Consider the following 19,336-nt stretch of genomic DNA (forward strand, 5'->3'; position numbering starts at 1 on the left):
GTCCCGCGCGCTCGCGCATCAGTGTCGCCCCGGAATTGCCGCAGCCGCTGCCGCAGCCGACGAAGGCCCGGCCGCTCGTGAGCGGCCGGGCCTTCGGGTTGCGGGGTCTCGATACGGCGCTGGCGCGCCTACTCGACCGACGATTACGCGGCGAGCTGCACGGTCGCGCGGGGCACGGGTGCGACGACGAACTCGCCGTCGACCGCATCTACCTGCACGCCTTCGCCGTCACCGACGCCGCCGCTCACGAACAAGTCCGCGATGCGGTCGTCGATCTCGCGCTGGATGACCCGGCGCAGCGGGCGAGCACCGTATTCGGGCTCGTAGCCGCGTTCGGCCAGCAGCGACACCGCGGCATCCGTCACCTCGAAGGCGACCTCGCGCGATGCGAGCCGGCGCTCGGTGGCACCGAGCATGAGGCGCACGATCTGCTCGAGCTGCGGCTGGTCGAGCTTCTTGAACAGCACGATCTCGTCGATGCGGTTCAGGAACTCGGGCCGCATGGCCTCGCGCAGCTTGCCCATGACGCGGTCGCGCAGGTCCTTCTCGGAGGCGAAGCCCGAGGCATCAGCCCCGGCGACGAAGCCGAGCGCACCCGACCGCGACGCGAGGAACTCCGAGCCGATGTTCGAGGTCATCACGATCACCGCGTTGCGGAAGTCGACCGTGCGACCCTGACCGTCGGTCAGGCGTCCGTCGTCGAGCACCTGCAGCAGCAGGTTGAACACGTCGGGGTGCGCCTTCTCGATCTCGTCGAACAGCACGATCGAGTACGGGTTGCGCCGCACGCGCTCGGTGAGCTGGCCGGCCTCGTCGTAGCCGACGTATCCGGGAGGGGCGCCGACGAGCCGCGACACGGTGTGCCGCTCGCCGAACTCGCTCATGTCGAAGCGAATGACGGCGGTCTCGTCGTCGAACAGCGACGACGCGAGCGACTTCGCCAGCTCGGTCTTGCCGACACCCGTCGGCCCGAGGAACAGGAAGCTGCCCACCGGGCGATGTGCGTCGCCCATGCCGGTGCGGTTGCGTCGCACGGCCTTGGCGACCGCGGTGACCGCGTCGTCTTGACCGATGACGCGACCGTGCAGCTCGCCCTCGAGGTCGCCGAGTCGCTCACGCTCACTCTCGGTGAGGCGGTTCACCGGAATGCCGGTGGCCCGCGAGATCACCGCAGCGATCTCGGCCTCATCGATGACGGTCTCCCCCGCCGGTCGAGTCGCGAGCGAAGCACGCGTATCGAGACCCCCGCGACTCGACGCCTCGTCGAGCTTCGCCTGCACCTTCGAGATCTCGTCGCGAATGCGCGAGGCCTCTTCGTAGTGCTCGGCGCCGACGGCGGCGTTCTTGTCGGCCTCGAGCGACGCGAGCCGCTCGATGAGCGCCGACACGTCGATCTTCACGCCGAGCCGCAGGCGCAGTCGCGCCCCGGCCTGGTCGATGAGGTCGATGGCCTTGTCGGGCAGCACCCGGTCGGTGAGGTAGCGCGCGCTCAGTTCGACGGAGGCGCGCAACGCGGCATCCGTGTACTCGACACCGTGGTGGTCTTCGTACGCCGACTTCAGGCCGTGCAGAATCAGCACGGCGTCTTCGATGTTCGGCTCGCCGACCTTCACGGGCTGGAACCGGCGCTCGAGAGCGGGGTCCTTCTCGACGACGCGGTACTCCTTGAGCGTCGTCGCACCCACGAGGTGCAGGTCGCCACGCGCGAGGCGCGGCTTCAAGATGTTGCCCGCGTCGGTGCCGCCGTCGCCAGAGCCGCCCGCACCGACCACGGTGTGGACCTCATCGATGAAGATGATGAGCTCGCCCTTGTGTGCGGCGATCTCGTCCACGGTCTTGGTGAGGCGCTCTTCGAAGTCACCGCGGTAGCGGGTGCCGGCGAGCATGCCGGGCAGGTCGAGCGAGATGACGCGCTTGCCGAGCAGCGCCTCGGGCACCTGCTCCTCGACGATCGCGCGGGCGAGGCCCTCGACGATCGCGGTCTTGCCGACGCCGGCCTCACCGACCAGCACCGGGTTGTTCTTGGTGCGGCGGCTGAGGATCTCGATGGTCTGCTCGATCTCGTCGGCGCGCCCGATCACGGGGTCGAGCTCGCCGTTCTCGGCCAGCTCAGTGAGGTCGGTGCCGAACTTGTCGAGCATCGGGGTCTCGGATGCCTCGGCGTTGCCGCCCGCGACATCCGTCATGCCCTCGACGTCGTCGCCATCGGCCGTGACCGTCTCACGCATGCCCTGCGTGAGCGCCTCGGCGGTGACGCCGGCCCGCGCGAGCACCTGGCCCGCCGGGGCGTCTTGCCCGAGCACGAGCGCGAAGAAGAGGTGCTCGGGGTCGATGTACGTCGATCCGCTCGAGCGCGCCACCTGGTAGCTGTGGAACAGCGCGCGGCTCGCGCTCGGCGTGATCGTGGCCGAGTTGAGGTCAGCGACATCGGATGCCGCGGGCAGGCGCGCCTCGGTCGCGGTGATGAGCCGCTCGGGGGCGACGCCGACGCGGGCGATCGCTTGCTTGACGGCGTCATCCTCGACGATCACGCGAAGGATGTGCAGCGCGTCGAGCTCGGTCTGGCCGCGCTCGAGCGCGAACTTGCCGGCGCGCTGCAGGATGCCCTGCGTGCGCGCGGTCAAAAAGCGGCTGAGGTCGATCGAACGCGCCTGGCGCGAGCGCTCGCCCTCGAGGTAGCGGTTCAGAAACTCGTCGAACGAGTTGGTTTCGTCACCGTTCTGGGGTGTGAAGTCTTCGGGCACCAATCCTCCTGAAGTAGAACTTGAGTTGGGTACGCTCAAGTTCAACAAGATGGGGGCGCGGGTATTCCCTGGCATCTCAACTTCTACCGATGGCAGCAGTCGCCAATGGTCCGAGATTCGGAAGCCGTCAGGAGGGCGGAGCACAGGAACAATTGGTCGACCATTCCGCTGGTGGGTGTCGCGTCTACGTCGGGCGGGGACGAAAGCCCAAACGCGGGGTACCGCTTGACTCGTCTCCCTCGATAGGCTCCGAATGCCCGCGCCGCCAGAAGGGATGGTCGATGCCGACTTGCACGTGCTCTGCCTCGGTTCCAAATGCCCGGGACCCGATCTACGTCACTTGCCACCCGCCCGTCGAGTACCAGGCGTTGCACTACCATCGCCCACAATCGAGTCGGCCTGGCAAATCCCGCTGGTGCATCGATCGAGATGATGAATGCCATGCCTTCTGTATCTCTGCTGCTCGCAGTTGGGTCGACGGCGCCGGCAATCACTGGTACGTCGCCCCCGATGGTCGGGAGATCGGCACTTTGCGTGAGAGAGTCGCGACCTTCCCTAAGCCGAGCAACTCGACCGACCCTTGGCATGGATATCCTGTTGCCGGGTCAAAGGACGCCATCGTGAGACGTCACGTGCCACGAGAGGTACTCCAGGTCTGGACTAGTGAGGGCGCCGCGAAGCGAGAGTTGCTCGCCAAGCTTTGGAGGCGAGCAGCGTGAGACACGGGTCGCTCTTCCGCGTGAGCATCCCTGGCGAATGGTCCGACGGTTGGCTATATAAGGATCATTTGTATCTCTGGGCCGCCGATGGTGGACTAATCCAATCGCCCGTCGAGCGAGTCGTTGCCAATATCCGCCGTGAGTGCGGTGAGGACGTAGCCCTCGCAGCCCATGTTTCTCTCTTCCGGAACGACTGGAAGAACGGGATTCAGACGAAAGCCTTCTCCCGCTCACCAACGTTTCGAGATGCGCTCCGCAAGCTTGCAGCCACAGCTGCTGCAAGCCCGTTCGTTGAGGTGGCCCTCTCGGGCTTCGAGTCGGTCGACATTGAGCCCGTGCCGGGGTTCATACTCTCTGTGTCCATCTACGGCAACCATGCCTTCATCGCTACTAGCGAGGGGCTATTCGAAGCAAACGTCAACCCGTCCTATCTTCACGAGCAACGTGAACTCGTTCCCCGTTTAGATTTCCCAGTGCACTCCGTCGAGACGAATTATGGCGCCATCGCTGCCGCTGCGTTCGAGGGAGGCCTGTGGTTCGATCAGATCGACTTTGGACGCGGCTCGAGTTGGCTGAATGGAAGGCCGCTTCTGCAACTCGCCGATTACTCACGTTCGGTCTCAATGACCTCGCGTGACCTGCTGAATTTTACCGACAACGACATTCCGGACCTATTCGTCGGCGAAGCGATCCAGGAGCACCAGACAGCCCGCTCTAGTTACCCGAGTTGGCAGATCACCGGCTACCGTCGCTCCTCCACCCAACTTGCGGAGTTGACGGCGCGGGGGCTCGGATTGGATGACACCGCCATGCGTTCCGGGCGCGTCAGGCTTCTTGGCAACTCAAGGCAGCGCCTCCTCTACGAGGTAGACGGATCCTTGCAACTCTTGCGTTTGAGGACACTGGGTGATGCCCAGCTTGAGCCCCTCGAAGGGTTCAATCTCCGACTCGACGAAGTGACTTCTGGAGCGCCAGCCATCACAACTCTCCCTCTTAGCGATGGATTCATGGTCGAGACTTCTGATCGAGTGTCCTGGGTGGGAAGTAGTGGAGTCTTCGATGTGAGCGATGTTCCCGCAGTATCTGTTCGCACTTTCCCACATTCCAAACATTTCGACGACACTGCGCTCTTGGTTGAGGACGACCGCGCACTGCTCGTCGGGTTGTTGGACTGGATTCCGTAGCCCATCACGCTAACCAGCCAGTTCAGCTCATCGTCGCAATCAGCTCGTGCCTCGAGCGAGGCAATGGGGTCACCCTGCCGGGGCGACGATGAGCTCGAAGCGATCCGGCCACGTCGCAACGTCCAGGTCACCAGCCGCCGATAGAGTCATGTCTACTTGCGCATTGGAGGAACATGGTGGCAGATCTTCGTCGGTCGCGCTGTACGACGACGCGTTCTGAACCCATGATTTGGGTCGACTTCACGGCAGCGGAGAGCGACGGCTATCGAGGGCTTCTCGTGTGGCTAGCCAGCCTCGACGCAGGCGACCAGGATCTCGTAATCGGGCGAATTCTCGCCCTCCGAGAACTCGCTGCCGACGGTGAAATACCGGAGGGCGACGAGCGGCTCAAGCCGATACGAACCGACCCGGACATCTACGAGCTTCGGTGGTTCGAATGCGGCGAGCACCTCAGGCAGTACCATGCCGAGCCACCCGAACTGCCCAACTATCTGGTCCAGCTACACATGCACGTCAAGCACATTTCTCCGTCCAGCGATCAGGTGACTGACGACCTCCAGCAACAGGAGATCAACTGGGCGGCAATGCGGCACAAGGGCGGGCGCCACCGCAAATGGGGCGCCTGAGGGCTTGCGCGGGCGGAGCGAGGATATAGACTCGAATCTATGTCCTCGCTTATCCAAATGCTTTCCGGACTGGACCTCACACCTGCACAGCGCCGCGCGAAAGAGCTCGCCAAGGCAGACTACCGGCTTCTCATAGGGCTCATCCGCGTCCGAAAGGAGCGCAGAATGACCCAGAAGGACGTCGCCGATAAGCTCGGCGTTTCACAACCCACGGTCGCGGACTTCGAGCGGGAGGATTCTGACCCCAAGCTCTCAACAATCCGACGGTACGCGCACGCCGTCGGTGCGATCGTTACTCACCAGGTCGATGTCGATCGTGGTCAGCTCGCGGAGGTGCAGGACTGGAGCAGGTCGACCTACCAGTTCAAGGTGACGCGTACGGCGCCGTCCTCCTACGTGGCCGCGGCCGTAAAGAGGGCGGATTTCGCTCTTGCCTCGTAAGAAAGCAGCCACGGCCGGAGCTCTGCCAGATCCGGCGAAGATCGAAGACGTGGTTGAGCTACTCCAGGAACTCGATATCGCCAATCTCATCTTCCACGAGGAGCGGGGTCGAAGGCTGGAATGGTCCGAAACCGAGCGCGCAACCCTCACATTCCCTCTCACCGACAATTCACTCGGCATAGTCCCCGAGCCAACTGCTTTGCGATTCCGATTCCGCGCTGTCTTCGCTGATCAGCACGGTGAGTACGTAGTTGACGCAGAAGTTGTTTATGCTTCGGAGCGGCCAATCGAGACGTCGGCGGCAGTGCAGTACGAATTCGCGGAGCGCGTAGCCTTCATGGCTGTGTACCCCTTCCTTCGTGCATCTATTCACGGAAGCGCGACGCGGCTTGGACTTCCGGCACCAATCCTTGCGATGGTCCGTCAGGGTGAGTTCTCTCTTGGAACGCAAATGGACGACGACGCGGTCGTCAGGGCATTCGGTGACACGAGAAGTGAGTTCGCGGAGCCAGAGCCCTCCTAGAGACGGTAGGAGTCGACTCGATTCGGTGCGTTTCGATGGCCACAGCTGGAATGCCGAGAACTCGCTCACGCCTCGCGCAAGCGTGCGCCGCACTAGGTGGCGGCGAACGAGCCCTCTGGCAACGCTTGTGATTCGTATGCGCACGGTCCAATGCCACGGGTCGCTGGAGCGGGCTCACTAGCCGGGACTTCACGGCTGCGGGACGTGCTGGAAGACAGGGCAGCTTTTCGCCGAGCAGTCGGCGTTCGCGCGCTCGCGCGCTCGCGACGGGGTCCTAAACTCGCCACGTGACCCACCCCCGCATCGCGATCACCGGCGGCACCGGATTTTCGTCGAACGCCACCTCGCCGAACGGCTCGGGCCCGAGGCATCCGTCATCATCTCTCGCCGCACCGGCGTCGACACCAGCGATGTCGACGCCGGTGTCGACAGTTCGAGGGATGCGAGGTCGTCGCGCGCCTAACAGCTCACGCTGTCGAAGGCCGTGTGGCATCCGTGCTCGGCACAGGTCCATATGTGCTCTTTGCGGAGGGCTCCAACGCCCGTCAAGCAACAATCTGGACCGAGACCCCGAGCACCTCGGTCATTGGCTTCTTCCAGCTGCTCATAATGGCGATGGCTTCCAGCATCCGATTGGCACCCCTCTCAAGTGCTTTGACGGGCGGGTCGAGCAATTTTGATTGCTTCCGGAGTGCCTTGATACTCTCGCGATAGTTGGTGATGCCGACGGCACTCTGCTCGGCCGCGTCCACCAAAGTCAGCCCCGAGGTGAGGAAGCCCGTCGATTCCGATGGCTCCTCGTCGCCGGCCCGAAGGCGGTCGACCATGTAAGTCACCATCGCGTCAACTCGTTGAACATCGGCGAAGAACTCATTCGCTCGCTGCTCAAATGAGTCGCTTGGATTCCCGAGATCGTCAGCTAGCTTTTTCGTAACAAGAAGCCGACCGGCGAATCCCTGCCCTCTTGCATCCGATTCATGAAGTGAGCTCGTTGCTGCGGTTGTGGTTTCTCCAATCAGTTGAAGGATTGCTGTCGATTCGCCAAGCACTTCGGCGACGTGGTTCATCGCCGTCTCACCTTCTACGAGCATGTCGAGAATTCCTGCTTCTGGGACGTCGGCGACCGCTTCCGTTGCCGCGGACTTGTCGACATCTGCTCGGACTATCTCGGCCGAGGCGGGCGGGGCGTCGTTGAACACTGTGGTGGCGCGCAGACTGGTGCCGCCACCGGCAAGCGCAGTTCGCAATGCATCGACGAGCCCATTGCGCGCCTCGATAAGACCCGCTGTAGATCGCCGGAACTGAATCGTACGGATCGTAGTCACGTCAAAAGGAAGTTGCCCGTACTCGCCGACCTGAATTGTGATCTTCCCGCTTCGCGAGTGACGGAGACCGAGCTCGTACATTACGTTCGGATTGGCGTGGCTTAGGTCCGCCACTACGACATCTGCGTCGCGAAGATAAGTGAAGATCTGCTCCGGAATCTCGCCAGTGTCTGTGATTTTATCGGCTCGAATGGCAGCTAGTCCGAGCGCATTGCATGCAGGCTCGAAGACTTCCTCCCACATGGCAACTGATTCCTCGTACCTTGCGCGACCCGGTGACCCCGGTGGCTCCATTCGACTTCCGATCGGCGAAACGATGAACGCGGTCATCCCCGCACCGAGCTGCAAATCTCCATCCACGTCAATTCCCTTCATTGTTAGAGCTCTACCACCGCAAGGGTTGTCACCCTGGCCCCGCTAGCTCGACGAATCTGCGCCTCCTCGGCTGACGCACCGAGCGGTCTCGCACTCGTCGCTGGGACAAGTGGCGCCAGCATATTGCCCATCTTCCGCCCGATCTATGAGCCTCCCCTGTTTTGGGGGACTGCGCCTTATGGAGAACGGGCTGATCGCGCGCTCATATAAGGCGGGCGATTTCGCCAAGTTCGGGAGTGAGCATGGCAGAAGATCTCGGCGACTTGCACAACCGTCATGAACTTGCGCAACCATCATGAATAGGGCCGTGCTACAAAGCGACTTGCGAACACTATCGCTCGATCAGCGACGCTCCGAAGCCGGCGGGAGCGTGCTCGCGCTGATGACCGAGTGGACCATGCAGACACCACTCGACTGTCGGGCTCACCGACGTACTACGGTCTCAGTCATGACCAACCCCCGCACCGCGATCACCGGTGGCACCGGATTCGTCGGGCGCCACTTGGCCGAACGGCTCGGGCCCGAGGCATCCGTCGTCATCTCTCGCCGCACCGGCGTCGACACCCGCGACGTAGACGCACTGACGCGGGCATTCGAGGGGTGCGAGGTCGTCGCGCACTGCGCGGGCATCAACCGCGAGATCGGCGACCAGACTTACCAGCGGGTGCACGTCGAGGGCACCGCGCACGTGATCGAAGCGGCCAAGCGCGCCCGGGGTGCGCAAGGTCATCATGCTGAGCTTCCTGCGGGCACGGCCCGACTGCGGATCGCCGTACCACGAGACGAAGTGGACAGCCGGGTCTCGATACGCGTCGCTTCGCGGCGCTACTCGACCGACGGAGTAGGTGACTCGGGGCTCGACTACACGATCCTCAAAGCCGGCATGATCTACGGCCGCGGCGACCATCTCATCGACCACCTCAGCCGCACCGTGCAGAGCCTGCCGGTGTTCGCGACCGTCGGCTTCCGCGAAAAGCCCATCCGGCCCATCCCGATCGACGACCTCACCGACATCCTCGAGGCCGCGATTGACGGACGGATGCCGCGTGAGACCGTCGCCGTCGTCGGCGCCGAACAGCTCACGCTGTCGAAGGCCGTGCGGCGCGTGGCATCCGTTCTCGGCCGTCGCGTGGTCGTGGTGCCGTGGCCGGTGTGGGCGCAGTACGCGCTCGCGCAGGTCACCGAGTGGACCATGAAGGTGCCGCTCGTCGCGAAGGCGCAGGTGAGCATGCTCGCCGAGGGCGTGACTGATGCCGCGCCGCCCGCGGCATCCGTGCCCGGCGACCTGCGCCCGTGGCGCAGGTTCACGGCCGAGCAGATCCGCGAGAGCCTGCCCGATCCCGGCGGGTTCGGGTGGAAGGACTTGCGGGTCAGTCGCTGAGCGCTCTCGCCGTTGTGGTCAACCGATTCGATCGACATGCTTTCGGATCAGCGCAACCAGGCGCGGTCCGCTGATCTCAGCGGATCGCAGGGCTGGATTAGCCTGAGCACTGTCAGCGAACCCGTGGAGGATGCGCGCGGCATCTGAACGGCTTCCATTCAGCGAAGCGTCATCGAGGCGCCATCCGCCGATCTCAGCCGCAGGCCATGAGTCGACGATCGTCAAGAGGTTGTGCAGATCTACGGCATCCTTCGCGGCGAATCGACCTTGTATCGCGTACGCCTTCAAGATGACAGCGACCTCGGGCGAAGGCACGCGCGCCGTGAACGAGAGCTGCGATCCATCGAGCATCGTGACGTTCGCATCGACGATGATCGGCTCGGCCGCCAGCGCCAGCCGAATACGCGGTGCCGCGTCGAACGCACGGCCGCCATGCTCTTCCTGAGTGAACTGCCCCGCAGGAGCCGGGATCAAGACATCGATGCTGCGGCCAGAGCGACGGTAGTTGTTGCCTGCAGTCGCGTCGTAGCCAGCCGCCGTAAGTTCCTGATGCACGATCCCGCTGCCCGCGACCACCGTCGAGACCGCTGCGTCCGCGTCAGCGGTACGTCTCGGAACGACACCTGCCGACGGGAAGGCGGCGAGCAGCAATGCGACCATCTGGCCGCCCACGATCCGCGCATCCTCGACCTGCTTGAGAATGTCGGAGACATCCGCGAGTGCGTGAAATGCCAGGTCATCGGCTCGCGAGGTCGAGACGGTCTCGACGGCGCGCCGGGTCACCGATTCCATGCCTCGAACACCTGGTCGTGGAGTCGTTCGACCGCGTCCGCAACGTCGGAACCGCCGGCGTTCATCACGTCATAGGCGATGATCAGCGGATCCGCGGTGCCGGTGAGCGCTCGACGATCTTCGGCCCACGCGGCGGAGGTCACCCAGATGCTCGGGTCGGCCGGGACGACCAGCGTGAGCTTCGCCTCGTCGGGGCTCGCCTCAGCGAAGCCGAGCGAGGCGAGGTCGAGGCCTGCACGCGAGTACACGCGCGCATCCGTCACAACGCGCCACGGCGCGATGCGGTCAGCGCCGGTGTCACCAGAGACGAGCACCGCGGGGTATGCCCGTTGCACGGTCTCCACCTGGCGAACGGGCGGATCGAGCGAGTACCAGTGCGAGTGGATGCCGCGCGCACCTGGATATTCATCGAGGAACCTCGCCCAGAGTTGCTCCGCGGCGGGCAAGGAGCCACGCCTTGCTTCGAGCGCGGCATCGCCGATCTCGCGAAGCGCTTTCGACACGGCCGCCTGCGTGATGCCCGACTCGCTCGCGAGTTGCCGTTGCGTGCGCGGCTCTGGCGTGCGAATGAGTGAGCGGATGAGCGCAAAGCGACCCCAGCCGACGCGCGCCGGAGCGGCGCCGCGCTGCGTGACGAGAGAGTTGCCCAATTGCACCAAGTGGCCGTCGTTGACCAGTGTCGCGTCGTCGACGCCGATCAGGATGATCGTCGGCTCCTCCATTGCCACGGACACCAGCGATGGCGTCGCACGCGGCACGACGTATGCGAGCTTGCCGACGGCAGCCCGTTTGCGCGACCGCGAGAGTTCGCGCCGAAGGTCGGATGGAGTCGGCCGTGTTCGCACTTTCACGTCGACCGGTATGCCGTCGAGGACGAGATCGCCGACGCTCTCGATGCGCACTGCCGTGCCGGCCCGCTTCAGCAGGTCGATGGCCGCATCCGTCGTGACATCCATCGCCTCAGTATAACCGTGCATACGTAATTGTCTGCAAAGTTATCGACCGAGCGAAACCTGTACCGGTTCGAACCGGAAGGGCCCGGTGCACTGGCCGAATATCCCGGTGCGTTCCACGGCCACGGGGATCTCGAACTCGTCGTCGACCAAGGTGCCAGTGCCATCGACCACGACGAGTCGCAACGTCTGTACGGAACCGTCACCGAAGACGCCCGGTCCAAGGTACGGCGCCTCCTGTGGCACGGTCCACTCGCCGCGGAGCTGGTCGACTCCGGCGGGCTCGCAGTCGGCACCGAAGCATGCCGTCACCACCGCCGACTCCGGTGGTGCGGGGTCGAATTGAACCACGGCCGGACCGTCGTACAGATAGCCGATCGCCGGGCATGCGTCGAGCACGAGCCCCGGCATGCACCCCGTCAGGGAAAGACCAGCACACACCGCGAGAGTCGCGCTCATGATCGCCCGGGAGCAGGCTGCTCGAACACCCATGATCGGATACTGGCAGCGTCCGATGCTCCGGTCACCGCCCACCGCAAGTCGTTATCCAGGTGTTGCCGGAATGTGACCGAAACGCGACTCCACGACCCCGACGCTAGGTCGGAAGCAGCTCCTGAGACAGAGGGTTGACAGCGCGCCGGTGGGCGGGGCTGATCCAGGGGGATCGCTCACCCCTCGCGCAACGCCGTCGCGATCGCCTCTCCCAGCACACGCGCGCCCTCCGCCGACGGGTGCAGCCCGTCGAAACTCATCCCCTCGCCGAATCGTCCGTCGGCGGTGCGCAGGCCAGCAGATGCGTCGACGAACCGCCAACCATGATCCGTCGCCAAGTCGTGGAGGCGCTCGTTGTATGCCTCCGCTCCCGCGGGCAACGCGTGCATCGGCGGGATCGAGACGACGACGACGTCTTCGATGCCGACGACCTCGACGATGCGGTCGAGGTTCGCCGCGGAATCTTCGAACGGGATGCCGAACGCGACGTCATTGGTGCCGGCGAGCACCACGAGCACGCCCGCATCGACCGGGCCGACCGCGTCGGCCATCATCGCCGTCGTCGCACCCCACTCCGCCCAGCCACCGGCGAATGCGAAGCTGTCGTCCATGACGTACCTCGCCCACGACGCGTCGCCGATGTCGCCCGCGGCGAAATCGGGACTGTCGGCGTCGGTGATCGAGTCGCCGACCGCCGCGAAGGTGCCGTGAGCGGCCAGAGCGGATGCCTCGGGCGAACCGGTGCCGTCAGCGGGGCTTGGCGCGGAGCATCCGATGATCATGCTCGCGCACGCGAGGACGACGGCCGCGCCGACCCACCGCGCAGCCGTGCCGACTGTCGCTGCCCCGACCATGGGGCCAGTCTAGGAAACCCGCCCGCGTGCGCTGCGGCACACGTCGGATGACGCGAGGTCCGTGCCCGATGACCTGCAGCCGCGGCGGATGTTCGCAGCCGAGAACAAGGACGACCTTCGCGGCGAGCGCGTCACCCCTCGACGATCGGATGCCCCACAACTTCGGCGAGCGCGTTGCCGATGAAGACGGCCGGGTCGGCGCAGGTGCCGGTGGTGCGGCCACCGGCAACGGTGCCCACGCTCTCAGGGCACTCCCCCGACTTGATGTCGCTGTTGGCCATGACGATGAGCGTGGTGCCCGACTCGAGGTGGTGCTGCAGCACGGTGTTGAAGCCGGGCATCGTGCCGTCGTGGCCGTACCAGCCGAGCGCCAGGCCCATGCCGAGACCGTAGGCGCGAGCCGGGGTCTGCGGAGCATCGACGCCTTCGCCGGCGTACACGGGCAGCGAGAAGTCGAACGAATCGATGCGCTGCTCTTGCCACTCCGGTGCGAGCAGCCCGTCGCCGGTGGCCAGCGCCTCACTCCAAGTAAGCAGGTCGTCGAGGTCGGAGATGATCGAGCCCGCGGTCCAGCCCCATGACGGGTTCCAGTCAGTCGTCTCGACGGGCACGCCGTCGTCGACGCCCTGGAGCGTGTACCCGTCGGCGTGCGGCTCGGGGAACGAGGCATCCGTTGCGAAGATCGTGCCGTCGAGGCCCAGCGGCTCGATGATCTGCTCCTGCAGCACGTCTTCGATGGGCTCGCCCGTGACCTGCTCGATGACCATGCCGAGCAGCACGGTGTTGGTGTTCGAGTAGAAGGTCTTGGTGCCCGGCGCGAACATGGGCTCCTCGCCCCGCACGATGTCGACGAGGGCCTCGGGCGTCCAGACGTAGTTCGGGTCGTCGAACAGCTTCTGCTCGAACGCCTCGTTGAACGTGTACGAGGGGATGCCGCTTCGCATGGCACCGAGTTCGTAGAGCGTCGCGTCGCCGTTCGGCATGCCCGGCACGTACTTCTCGATCGGGTCGTCGAGTGAGAGGTCGCCCTGCTCGGCCAGTTGCATCAGCGCCGTGACGGTGAACGTCTTCGTGACGCTGCCGACGCGGTGGTTGACGTCGGCTGCCATCGGCACCGTCTCATCCCAGTCCTCGAAGCCGATCGTCGCGGCCCACGTGCCCTCGGGCGTTCGCACCCCGATCACGGCGCCGGGCGCACTGATGCCGGCGAAGGCCTCGGTCGCGGCGGCTGCGAGTTGCTCGCTGAGCTCGCCGCCGAGCTCGTCTTCGACGACGACGAGTCGGCCATCGGATGCCTCGGCAGCGGGTGTCTCGGACGGCGGCACGTCACTCGATGCGCCCGCGCAGCCGGCGGAGCCGACGACGAGCGCACCGAGGGTGAGGGTCAAGAAGGCTGTGCGGATGTTGCTCGGCATGTCGTCCCCATTCGATCAAGCGCGGCTGAGGCTCACTCTATGGGAGTGCGTGTCGGATCGCGTCGAGCACCGCCTGCAGGGCGGGCGATCGCGAACGATCAGCGCGGCTACAGCGGGTAGCCGACACCGGTCAGCTCTTCCGAGGCCCGGCATCGGCTCGGTCGCCGCGTAGAGCGTGGGGGCGGCTCCTCTCGTGGCGTCGTGTGCAAACAGGCGCAGGGCGACCTTCGAGACCGCGGTCAGAACGGGATTCGTCATGCTCGACCCGAGGTTGGTGGCGGCCATGCCCGGGTGCGCGGCCGTTGCCAAGACGTGCGACCCAGAGGCATCCAGTCGCCGTTGCAATTCGAGCGTGAAGAGCAGGTTCGCGAGCTTCGACTGGCCATAGGCCGCTGATCCCCCGCCGTAGCGCCGGGTCACCCAGTTGAGGTCGTCGAAGTCGATCGTGCCCGCTCGGTGCTCACCGCTGGCGACGGTCACGACGCGGCCCGTGATGTGCGGAAGCAGGAGGTTGGTCAGCGCGAAGTGGCCGAGGTGGTTGGTGCCGAAGTGCAGCTCGAAGCCGTCGTTGGTGAGGCCGAACGGCGGCATCAGCACGCCCGCATTGTTGACGAGGATGTCGATGTCGCCGCTCCAGTCGGCGGCGAACCGGCGCACCGACGCGAGGTCGGCCAGGTCGAGGCGGCGCACCTCGGTGGATCCCTCGACGTTCGCCGCGGCATCCCGGCCGCGCTGCCGTCATGGCGGTCATGATTGCGACGCGAACGTGCGGAGGGCGACTGGCGCGATGGGGGCGGTGGTCGCCGCGGGGTTGAAGCCCTTCGCGATGAACAGCTCGAAGAGCCCGCCGGGGATGGTTGACACGAGGCCGGCGCCGGCGAACCCCAGGAGTTCGAGGATGCAGCCCAGGGCGAACGACGCGTAGCCGACGAAGCCCCACACTGCGAGGAAGCGCGGCACGAGGCGCAACCGGAAGAGCGCGACGCAGAAGAAGAGCTGCCGATGCCGAGGCCGGCCATGGCGACGTTGTAGGCGAGGGAAGTTGCCCGCCACGGCACCCGCTGACAGCGCGAGCTGGCAAGAGCGGCATCGCCGCGTGGAGGCTGCCGCGCCTCTCACGGATGACACTTAGAGTCTGAGCCGATCCCGATCAACGGCCTCACGCGCTCGCGCAAGTCACCGGCGTGCGCCATGAAAGTGCCGCTCAGAATTGGAATCATGTATCGGCGAATCGCAAATCTTTCTTCCAAGCTCGGGACTCAGTTCCGCAGAATATAGATGATTTCAGCACTTCGACGTAAAATACGGACCATCATGACCGCAAATACTCGCGTCGAGTCGAACAACAATGAGTTCACGTTTCCGAGCTTCGAATTCGATTCGCCACTCGCTGCCGCTGTTGTCGAACTCGAACGACTGCGAGGAGAGATCGGGGTCGGGACGACCCCCGCCCAGGTCTTCCGTGAGCTGCACGGGCTCTTCCAATTTCTCTCGAGCATGGTCTCCGCGCGCATCGAAGGCAATCGCACGACGATCCTCGATGCAATCGCCGGGGCACAAGCCGCAGAGACTGAGCCTGACCAGGTCGACGAGACCGTTCGCGAGATTCTGAACCTCAACGACGTCATGGAGTTCATCGACGAGACCGACCACGACCGACCGATCACACATGCCTTTGTGCGTGAGTTACATCGCCGAGCGGTTGACGGGCTCATTCGCGAGGGTGACCCGAGACCGGGCGCCTATCGCAATCGCGATGTCGCAATTCAAGGCGCGACGCACCGACCGCCGCTGGCGCAATCAGTACAGAGTGAGATGGACCGATTCCTCGAATTCGCGAACCGGCCAGTGCAGACGCACCAGCAGCTCCTGCACGTCGCCATCGCCCACCACCGTTTCCTCTGGATCCATCCATTCCAGAATGGCAATGGGCGTGTATCGCGACTTCTCAGCTACGCCATGCTCGGCCGCCATGGATTCGTCAGCCCGATCGGTCTTCGCGCCGTCAACCCCACTGCGGTATTCGGGGTATCGCGTACCGGGTACTACGACGCCCTCGCAGCGGCCGACGACCTCAGCGACGCCGGCACGATCGCATGGTGCGAGTTCTTCATCAGCGGACTCCTCACCGACCTGCGCCGACTTCACCGCCTGCAGAACATTGAGTTCGTGCGCGCGGAGCTCATCTCACCGGCCCTCGAACGATTCGTACGTTCTGGAGGCATCTCCGCGCGAGAACGCGAGGTGATGCTATTCGCGTTCGATCAGGAGCTGGTCAAGGCGGGCCAGCTCGAGCATCTGCTCCCGGGCAGCCCGTCCATCAGAAGTCATGCGTTGCGTCCGTTGCTCGATCGTGGGCTGCTCAAGCCGACGCATGTCGGTGGTCGTTCGTACTTCGTTTCGTTCGGCCCGAATGAGCTGACGCCCTTCCTGATCCGCGAGCTCGACCGGGCAGGATTCCTGCCACCGCTTCTGAAGGAGTCAGCATGACCGCGACCGCGATCACCGGCGGCACCGGATTCGTCGGACGCCACCTGGCCGAACGGCTCGGGCCTGAGGCATCCGTCGTCATCTCTCGCCGCACCGGCGTCGACACCAGTGACGTCGACGCACTGGCGCGGGCATTCGAGGGGTGCGAGGTCGTCGCGCACTGCGCGGGCATCAACCGAGAGATCGGCGACCAGACCTACCAGCGGGTGCACATCGAGGCACCGCGAACGTGATCGAGGCCGCGACACGCGCCGGGGTGCGCAAGGTCATCATGCTGAGCTTCCTGCGGGCGCGGCCCGACTGCGGATCGCCCTACCACGAGCCGAAATGGGCGGCCGGGTCTCGATACGCGTCGCTTCGCGGCGCTACTCGACCAACGGGGTAGGCGGCTCGGGTCTCGACTACACGATCCTCAAGGCCGGCATGATCTACGGCCGCGGCGACCACCTCAGCCGCACCGTGCAGACCCTCCCGGTCTTCGCGACCGTCGGCTTCCGCGAGAAGCCCATCCGGCCCATCCCGATCGACGACCTCACCGACATCCTCGTCGTCGCCGTCGACGGGCGGATGCCGCGTGAGACCGTCGGCGCCGAGCAGCTCTTGCTATCGAAGGCCGTGCGGCGCGTGGCATCCGTGCTCGGACGCCGTGTGATCGTGGTGCCGTGGCCGGTGTGGGCACAGTACGCGCTCGCGCAGGTGACCGAGTGGACCATGAAGGTGCCGCTCATCGCGAAAGCCCAGGTGCGCATGCTCGCCGAAGGCGTGACGGACGCCGCGCCGCCCGCGGCATCCGTACCCGACGACTTGTTGCCGCGGCACAGGTTCACGGCCGAGCAGATTCGCGCGAGCCTGCCCGAGCCGGGCTGGTTCGGGTGGAAGGATCTGCGGGTCAGTCGGAGCACTTAAAGCCGATCCGCCGGGGGCGCCGCCGGCGGATCCAGCAGCCCATCCACGAGGATGCGCTCGACCATCGACCATGTCGCCGACTGCATGCAACTCCTCGACAAGCTCCCGTAGGCCGTCGATCAGGTCGTCGCGGTCGAAGAGAATCACACGCTCTCCAAAGAGTCTCGCCAGATCAAGACGCCGTGCTCGAGGAACTCGGTCGGTACATCGCCGCGAGGCGGTGCAGGATCGGCAGGGTCGATCTGAAGCACACGGGCGCGTTCGAGGCTCCGCTCGGGCGCGTGCACCCAGCTCGGTAGTGGGACACGCTGCGCATTCAACCGGTACGCGACGAGAGCCGCGATCGCCGAGTCCCACGTCTTCGACCCCGTCGCCGCCGGCTCCGTGATCGCCAGCACGCCACGGAGCAGCCCCCGTTCCGCGACGAGATTGTCATTCATCTGGATGAAGTACCGGAACGCCAGCCGCGCATCATCACGCTTCACGGCGTTACGGATGGCTGCTGCGACCGTGGCGACATCGTCACGCGTCGTCGCGGCCGCGTACAGCCGATGGCCGCTGGCGGCGAGCAGCCGGCTCGCCGTGTCGAAGCGCGGAGTCTCGTGGCGCCCCTCGACGAGCGCCACACGACTCTGCGAAACCCCCGAACGGTCGGCAAGGTCACGCTGCGTCAGCTTGCGAGCACGCCGAGCGGAGCGCACGAGCGTCGAGATCTCCGCCATGCGGCCCCCCCTTCGCCTTGTATGATGCGGTGATCGCAATCATCACCGATTTAGCGAACCCTCGGGGCGTGAATGCACCCGCCCTCGCCGAAGGCCTGACCGATGCGGCGGCGACTCGTAGGCTGGATGCGTGCCCCGACTTCACGCAGAGCCCGATCTCTCTAAGTGGGTGCCGATCACGGACTCCCTCGGATTCCGCGGCCGCCGCCACCGCAAGGCGGCGATCGGGATGCTCCTGTCGCAGGCCAAGGGACCCGACGCCGCACCGCCCGGCGCGGGCACCGGCTTCAGCGCCTGGGCGATGAGTCAGGCCGTTCCGTTCCTGATGCGCAAGGCCGCGGGCCGGGTACTCGTGTGGGTCTGGAAGGCGGAGCCGGAGCTGCTCGTCGTGATGGCGCAGGTGCAGGAAGCGACACCGCAGCTGCGGACGGCGCGGGCATCGATGCCGATCGAGTACGACGACACCGAGGAGTTCCGCGGCAGCTACCTCGGCATCGGTGAGAAGCTCGCCATGCCGCTGCCGCCGGGCGGTCGCCCGCCGTTCGCCACGTACACGTGGGACCTCGGCTCGCACTTCGTGAGCGTGACGGCCGTGTGCAGCGATCGCGAGCGGTTCGGCACCGTCATCGGAGCCGTCGACGAGCTCGCGCGCGGCATCCGCGTCATCGACGATCTCACCATCGGGGAATCGGCGACGGTGCTGCGCATCGACCCCGCCTGAGTCGACATCGTCTGATCGAGCGAGTAGCTTCTCGATCGGAACCGGAGAACGCTCGGCGAACGGGGAAATCACGATGTCAGAGGTACTACTCTTCCACCACGCGCTCGGCCCCACCGAGGGGCTGTACGCCTTCGCGAACGAATTGCGCCAAGCGGGCCACGCCGTGCACACGCCCGATCTGTTCGAAGGGCGCACATTCGCCTCGATCGAAGAGGGCGTCGGATACGCCAACGAGGTCGGATGGGGCGAGATCATGGCGCGAGGCGAGCGCGCGGCGGAGGCGCTGCCGAGCGAGCTCGTCTACGCGGGATTCTCGCTCGGGGTCGTGCCCGCGCAGAAGCTCGCCCAGACCCGCCCCGGTGCGAAGGGCGCGCTGTTCTTCTACTCGTGCCTTCCGCCCGCGGAGTTCGGCGCGTGGCCGGCCGGCGTCCCGGTGCAGATCCACGGCATGGACGCCGATCCGATCTTCATGGAGGAAGGCGACGTCGACGCCGCCCGTGAGCTCGTCGAATCCACCGACGACGCCGAACTCTTCCTCTATCCCGGCGACCAGCACTACTTCGCGGACTCCAGCCTGCCGAGCTACGACGAAGGAGCGACCACGCTCCTCCTGCGGCGCGTGCTCGAGTTCCTCGCGCGCATCTGACCGTGTGGGGGCGGCGCCATACGCCCA

At 65.4% G+C, this 19,336-nt stretch carries 20 protein-coding genes; 10 read left to right on the forward strand and 10 right to left on the reverse strand.

The window, feature by feature from the left end:
- Positions 1-143 precede the first annotated feature (143 nt).
- The gene (locus AC1C2S_RS03580) at positions 144-2,744 is read right to left on the reverse strand and encodes an ATP-dependent Clp protease ATP-binding subunit (RefSeq protein WP_495351164.1); all 2,601 of its coding nucleotides are present in this window, start codon (positions 2,742-2,744) and stop codon (positions 144-146) included.
- Positions 2,745-3,483: 739 nt separating this feature from the next.
- On the opposite strand from AC1C2S_RS03580, the gene AC1C2S_RS03585 reads away from it, so the two are divergent.
- From AC1C2S_RS03585 to AC1C2S_RS03600, 4 genes are all read left to right on the forward strand, one after another.
- Positions 3,484-4,647, forward strand: coding sequence for a hypothetical protein (locus AC1C2S_RS03585; protein WP_495351165.1), 1,164 nt, complete (start codon positions 3,484-3,486; stop codon positions 4,645-4,647).
- A gap of 173 nt (positions 4,648-4,820) precedes the next feature.
- The gene (locus AC1C2S_RS03590; RefSeq protein ID WP_495351166.1) at positions 4,821-5,273 is read left to right on the forward strand and encodes a hypothetical protein; all 453 of its coding nucleotides are present in this window, start codon (positions 4,821-4,823) and stop codon (positions 5,271-5,273) included.
- 39 nt (positions 5,274-5,312) lie between these two features.
- On the forward strand, positions 5,313-5,714 hold the full coding sequence (locus AC1C2S_RS03595) for a helix-turn-helix transcriptional regulator (protein WP_495351167.1): 402 nt from the start codon (positions 5,313-5,315) through the stop codon (positions 5,712-5,714).
- 49 nt (positions 5,715-5,763) lie between these two features.
- Positions 5,764-6,237, forward strand: coding sequence for a hypothetical protein (locus AC1C2S_RS03600; RefSeq protein ID WP_495351168.1), 474 nt, complete (start codon positions 5,764-5,766; stop codon positions 6,235-6,237).
- Positions 6,238-6,782: 545 nt separating this feature from the next.
- Here the strand turns inward: AC1C2S_RS03600 and AC1C2S_RS03605 are convergent.
- Positions 6,783-7,937 (reverse strand): hypothetical protein, encoded by a 1,155-nt coding sequence (locus AC1C2S_RS03605; protein WP_495351169.1) that lies wholly within the window; start codon positions 7,935-7,937, stop codon positions 6,783-6,785.
- A gap of 448 nt (positions 7,938-8,385) precedes the next feature.
- Here AC1C2S_RS03605 and AC1C2S_RS03610 point away from each other — a divergent pair, with 448 nt between their 5' ends.
- On the forward strand, positions 8,386-9,318 hold the full coding sequence (locus AC1C2S_RS03610) for an NAD-dependent epimerase/dehydratase family protein (RefSeq protein WP_495351170.1): 933 nt from the start codon (positions 8,386-8,388) through the stop codon (positions 9,316-9,318).
- 18 nt (positions 9,319-9,336) lie between these two features.
- On the opposite strand, the gene AC1C2S_RS03615 is transcribed toward AC1C2S_RS03610, so the two are convergent.
- The 7 genes from AC1C2S_RS03615 to AC1C2S_RS03645 form a co-directional block, all read right to left on the reverse strand.
- On the reverse strand, positions 9,337-10,110 hold the full coding sequence (locus AC1C2S_RS03615) for a hypothetical protein (RefSeq protein ID WP_495351171.1): 774 nt from the start codon (positions 10,108-10,110) through the stop codon (positions 9,337-9,339).
- Entirely contained in the window at positions 10,098-11,066 is a 969-nt protein-coding gene (locus AC1C2S_RS03620; RefSeq protein ID WP_495351172.1) for a hypothetical protein, read from the reverse strand. The genes AC1C2S_RS03615 and AC1C2S_RS03620 overlap by 13 nt, the downstream gene beginning before the upstream one ends.
- A 39-nt stretch (positions 11,067-11,105) precedes the next feature.
- The gene (locus tag AC1C2S_RS03625; protein ID WP_495351173.1) at positions 11,106-11,414 is read right to left on the reverse strand and encodes a hypothetical protein; all 309 of its coding nucleotides are present in this window, start codon (positions 11,412-11,414) and stop codon (positions 11,106-11,108) included.
- Positions 11,415-11,731: 317 nt separating this feature from the next.
- Positions 11,732-12,409: an SGNH/GDSL hydrolase family protein gene (locus tag AC1C2S_RS03630; protein WP_495351174.1), complete on the reverse strand. Its 678-nt coding sequence runs from the start codon at positions 12,407-12,409 to the stop codon at positions 11,732-11,734.
- Between the two features lie 131 nt (positions 12,410-12,540).
- On the reverse strand, positions 12,541-13,824 hold the full coding sequence (locus AC1C2S_RS03635; RefSeq protein WP_495351175.1) for a serine hydrolase domain-containing protein: 1,284 nt from the start codon (positions 13,822-13,824) through the stop codon (positions 12,541-12,543).
- Between the two features lie 15 nt (positions 13,825-13,839).
- Positions 13,840-14,514 (reverse strand): SDR family NAD(P)-dependent oxidoreductase, encoded by a 675-nt coding sequence (locus AC1C2S_RS03640; protein WP_495351176.1) that lies wholly within the window; start codon positions 14,512-14,514, stop codon positions 13,840-13,842.
- A 57-nt stretch (positions 14,515-14,571) separates the two neighbouring features.
- Entirely contained in the window at positions 14,572-14,784 is a 213-nt protein-coding gene (locus tag AC1C2S_RS03645; RefSeq protein WP_495351177.1) for a hypothetical protein, read from the reverse strand.
- 354 nt (positions 14,785-15,138) lie between these two features.
- Between AC1C2S_RS03645 and AC1C2S_RS03650 the strand changes: the two genes are divergently transcribed.
- The 3 genes from AC1C2S_RS03650 to AC1C2S_RS03660 all read left to right on the forward strand — a co-directional run bounded on the left by AC1C2S_RS03650 (position 15,139) and on the right by AC1C2S_RS03660 (position 17,220).
- Positions 15,139-16,314, forward strand: coding sequence for a Fic family protein (locus tag AC1C2S_RS03650; protein WP_495351178.1), 1,176 nt, complete (start codon positions 15,139-15,141; stop codon positions 16,312-16,314).
- Complete coding sequence (locus AC1C2S_RS03655) at positions 16,311-16,547, forward strand: NAD-dependent epimerase/dehydratase family protein (protein ID WP_495351179.1); 237 nt, start codon at positions 16,311-16,313, stop codon at positions 16,545-16,547. The genes AC1C2S_RS03650 and AC1C2S_RS03655 overlap by 4 nt, the downstream gene beginning before the upstream one ends.
- 94 nt (positions 16,548-16,641) lie before the next feature.
- Positions 16,642-17,220, forward strand: coding sequence for a Rossmann-fold NAD(P)-binding domain-containing protein (locus AC1C2S_RS03660; RefSeq protein ID WP_495351180.1), 579 nt, complete (start codon positions 16,642-16,644; stop codon positions 17,218-17,220).
- A gap of 143 nt (positions 17,221-17,363) precedes the next feature.
- Here AC1C2S_RS03660 and AC1C2S_RS03665 read toward each other — a convergent pair whose 3' ends face one another.
- A complete protein-coding gene (locus AC1C2S_RS03665) occupies positions 17,364-17,942 on the reverse strand; it encodes a helix-turn-helix domain-containing protein (RefSeq protein ID WP_495351181.1) in 579 nt (192 codons plus the stop codon).
- A 130-nt stretch (positions 17,943-18,072) separates the two neighbouring features.
- On the opposite strand from AC1C2S_RS03665, the gene AC1C2S_RS03670 reads away from it, so the two are divergent.
- The gene (locus tag AC1C2S_RS03670; protein ID WP_495351182.1) at positions 18,073-18,663 is read left to right on the forward strand and encodes a hypothetical protein; all 591 of its coding nucleotides are present in this window, start codon (positions 18,073-18,075) and stop codon (positions 18,661-18,663) included.
- A gap of 73 nt (positions 18,664-18,736) precedes the next feature.
- On the forward strand, positions 18,737-19,309 hold the full coding sequence (locus tag AC1C2S_RS03675) for a dienelactone hydrolase family protein (protein WP_495351183.1): 573 nt from the start codon (positions 18,737-18,739) through the stop codon (positions 19,307-19,309).
- The last annotated feature ends 27 nt before the right edge of the window (positions 19,310-19,336 follow it).

Source organism: Agromyces sp. Y782 (assembly GCF_059445405.1).

Bases quoted from the DNA above. Each gene is read 5' to 3' on its own strand.
- AC1C2S_RS03590 (WP_495351166.1), top strand. From the start codon at position 4,821: ATGGTGGCAGATCTTCGTCGGTCGCGCTGTACGACGACGCGTTCTGAA.
- AC1C2S_RS03595 (WP_495351167.1), top strand. From the start codon at position 5,313: ATGTCCTCGCTTATCCAAATGCTTTCCGGACTGGACCTCACACCTGCA.
- AC1C2S_RS03605 (WP_495351169.1), bottom strand. From the start codon at position 7,937: ATGAAGGGAATTGACGTGGATGGAGATTTGCAGCTCGGTGCGGGGATG.
- AC1C2S_RS03610 (WP_495351170.1), top strand. From the start codon at position 8,386: ATGACCAACCCCCGCACCGCGATCACCGGTGGCACCGGATTCGTCGGG.
- AC1C2S_RS03615 (WP_495351171.1), bottom strand. From the start codon at position 10,110: ATGGAATCGGTGACCCGGCGCGCCGTCGAGACCGTCTCGACCTCGCGA.
- AC1C2S_RS03620 (WP_495351172.1), bottom strand. From the start codon at position 11,066: ATGGATGTCACGACGGATGCGGCCATCGACCTGCTGAAGCGGGCCGGC.
- AC1C2S_RS03630 (WP_495351174.1), bottom strand. From the start codon at position 12,409: ATGGTCGGGGCAGCGACAGTCGGCACGGCTGCGCGGTGGGTCGGCGCG.
- AC1C2S_RS03635 (WP_495351175.1), bottom strand. From the start codon at position 13,824: ATGCCGAGCAACATCCGCACAGCCTTCTTGACCCTCACCCTCGGTGCG.
- AC1C2S_RS03650 (WP_495351178.1), top strand. From the start codon at position 15,139: ATGACCGCAAATACTCGCGTCGAGTCGAACAACAATGAGTTCACGTTT.
- AC1C2S_RS03655 (WP_495351179.1), top strand. From the start codon at position 16,311: ATGACCGCGACCGCGATCACCGGCGGCACCGGATTCGTCGGACGCCAC.
- AC1C2S_RS03660 (WP_495351180.1), top strand. From the start codon at position 16,642: ATGGGCGGCCGGGTCTCGATACGCGTCGCTTCGCGGCGCTACTCGACC.
- AC1C2S_RS03665 (WP_495351181.1), bottom strand. From the start codon at position 17,942: ATGGCGGAGATCTCGACGCTCGTGCGCTCCGCTCGGCGTGCTCGCAAG.
- AC1C2S_RS03675 (WP_495351183.1), top strand. From the start codon at position 18,737: ATGTCAGAGGTACTACTCTTCCACCACGCGCTCGGCCCCACCGAGGGG.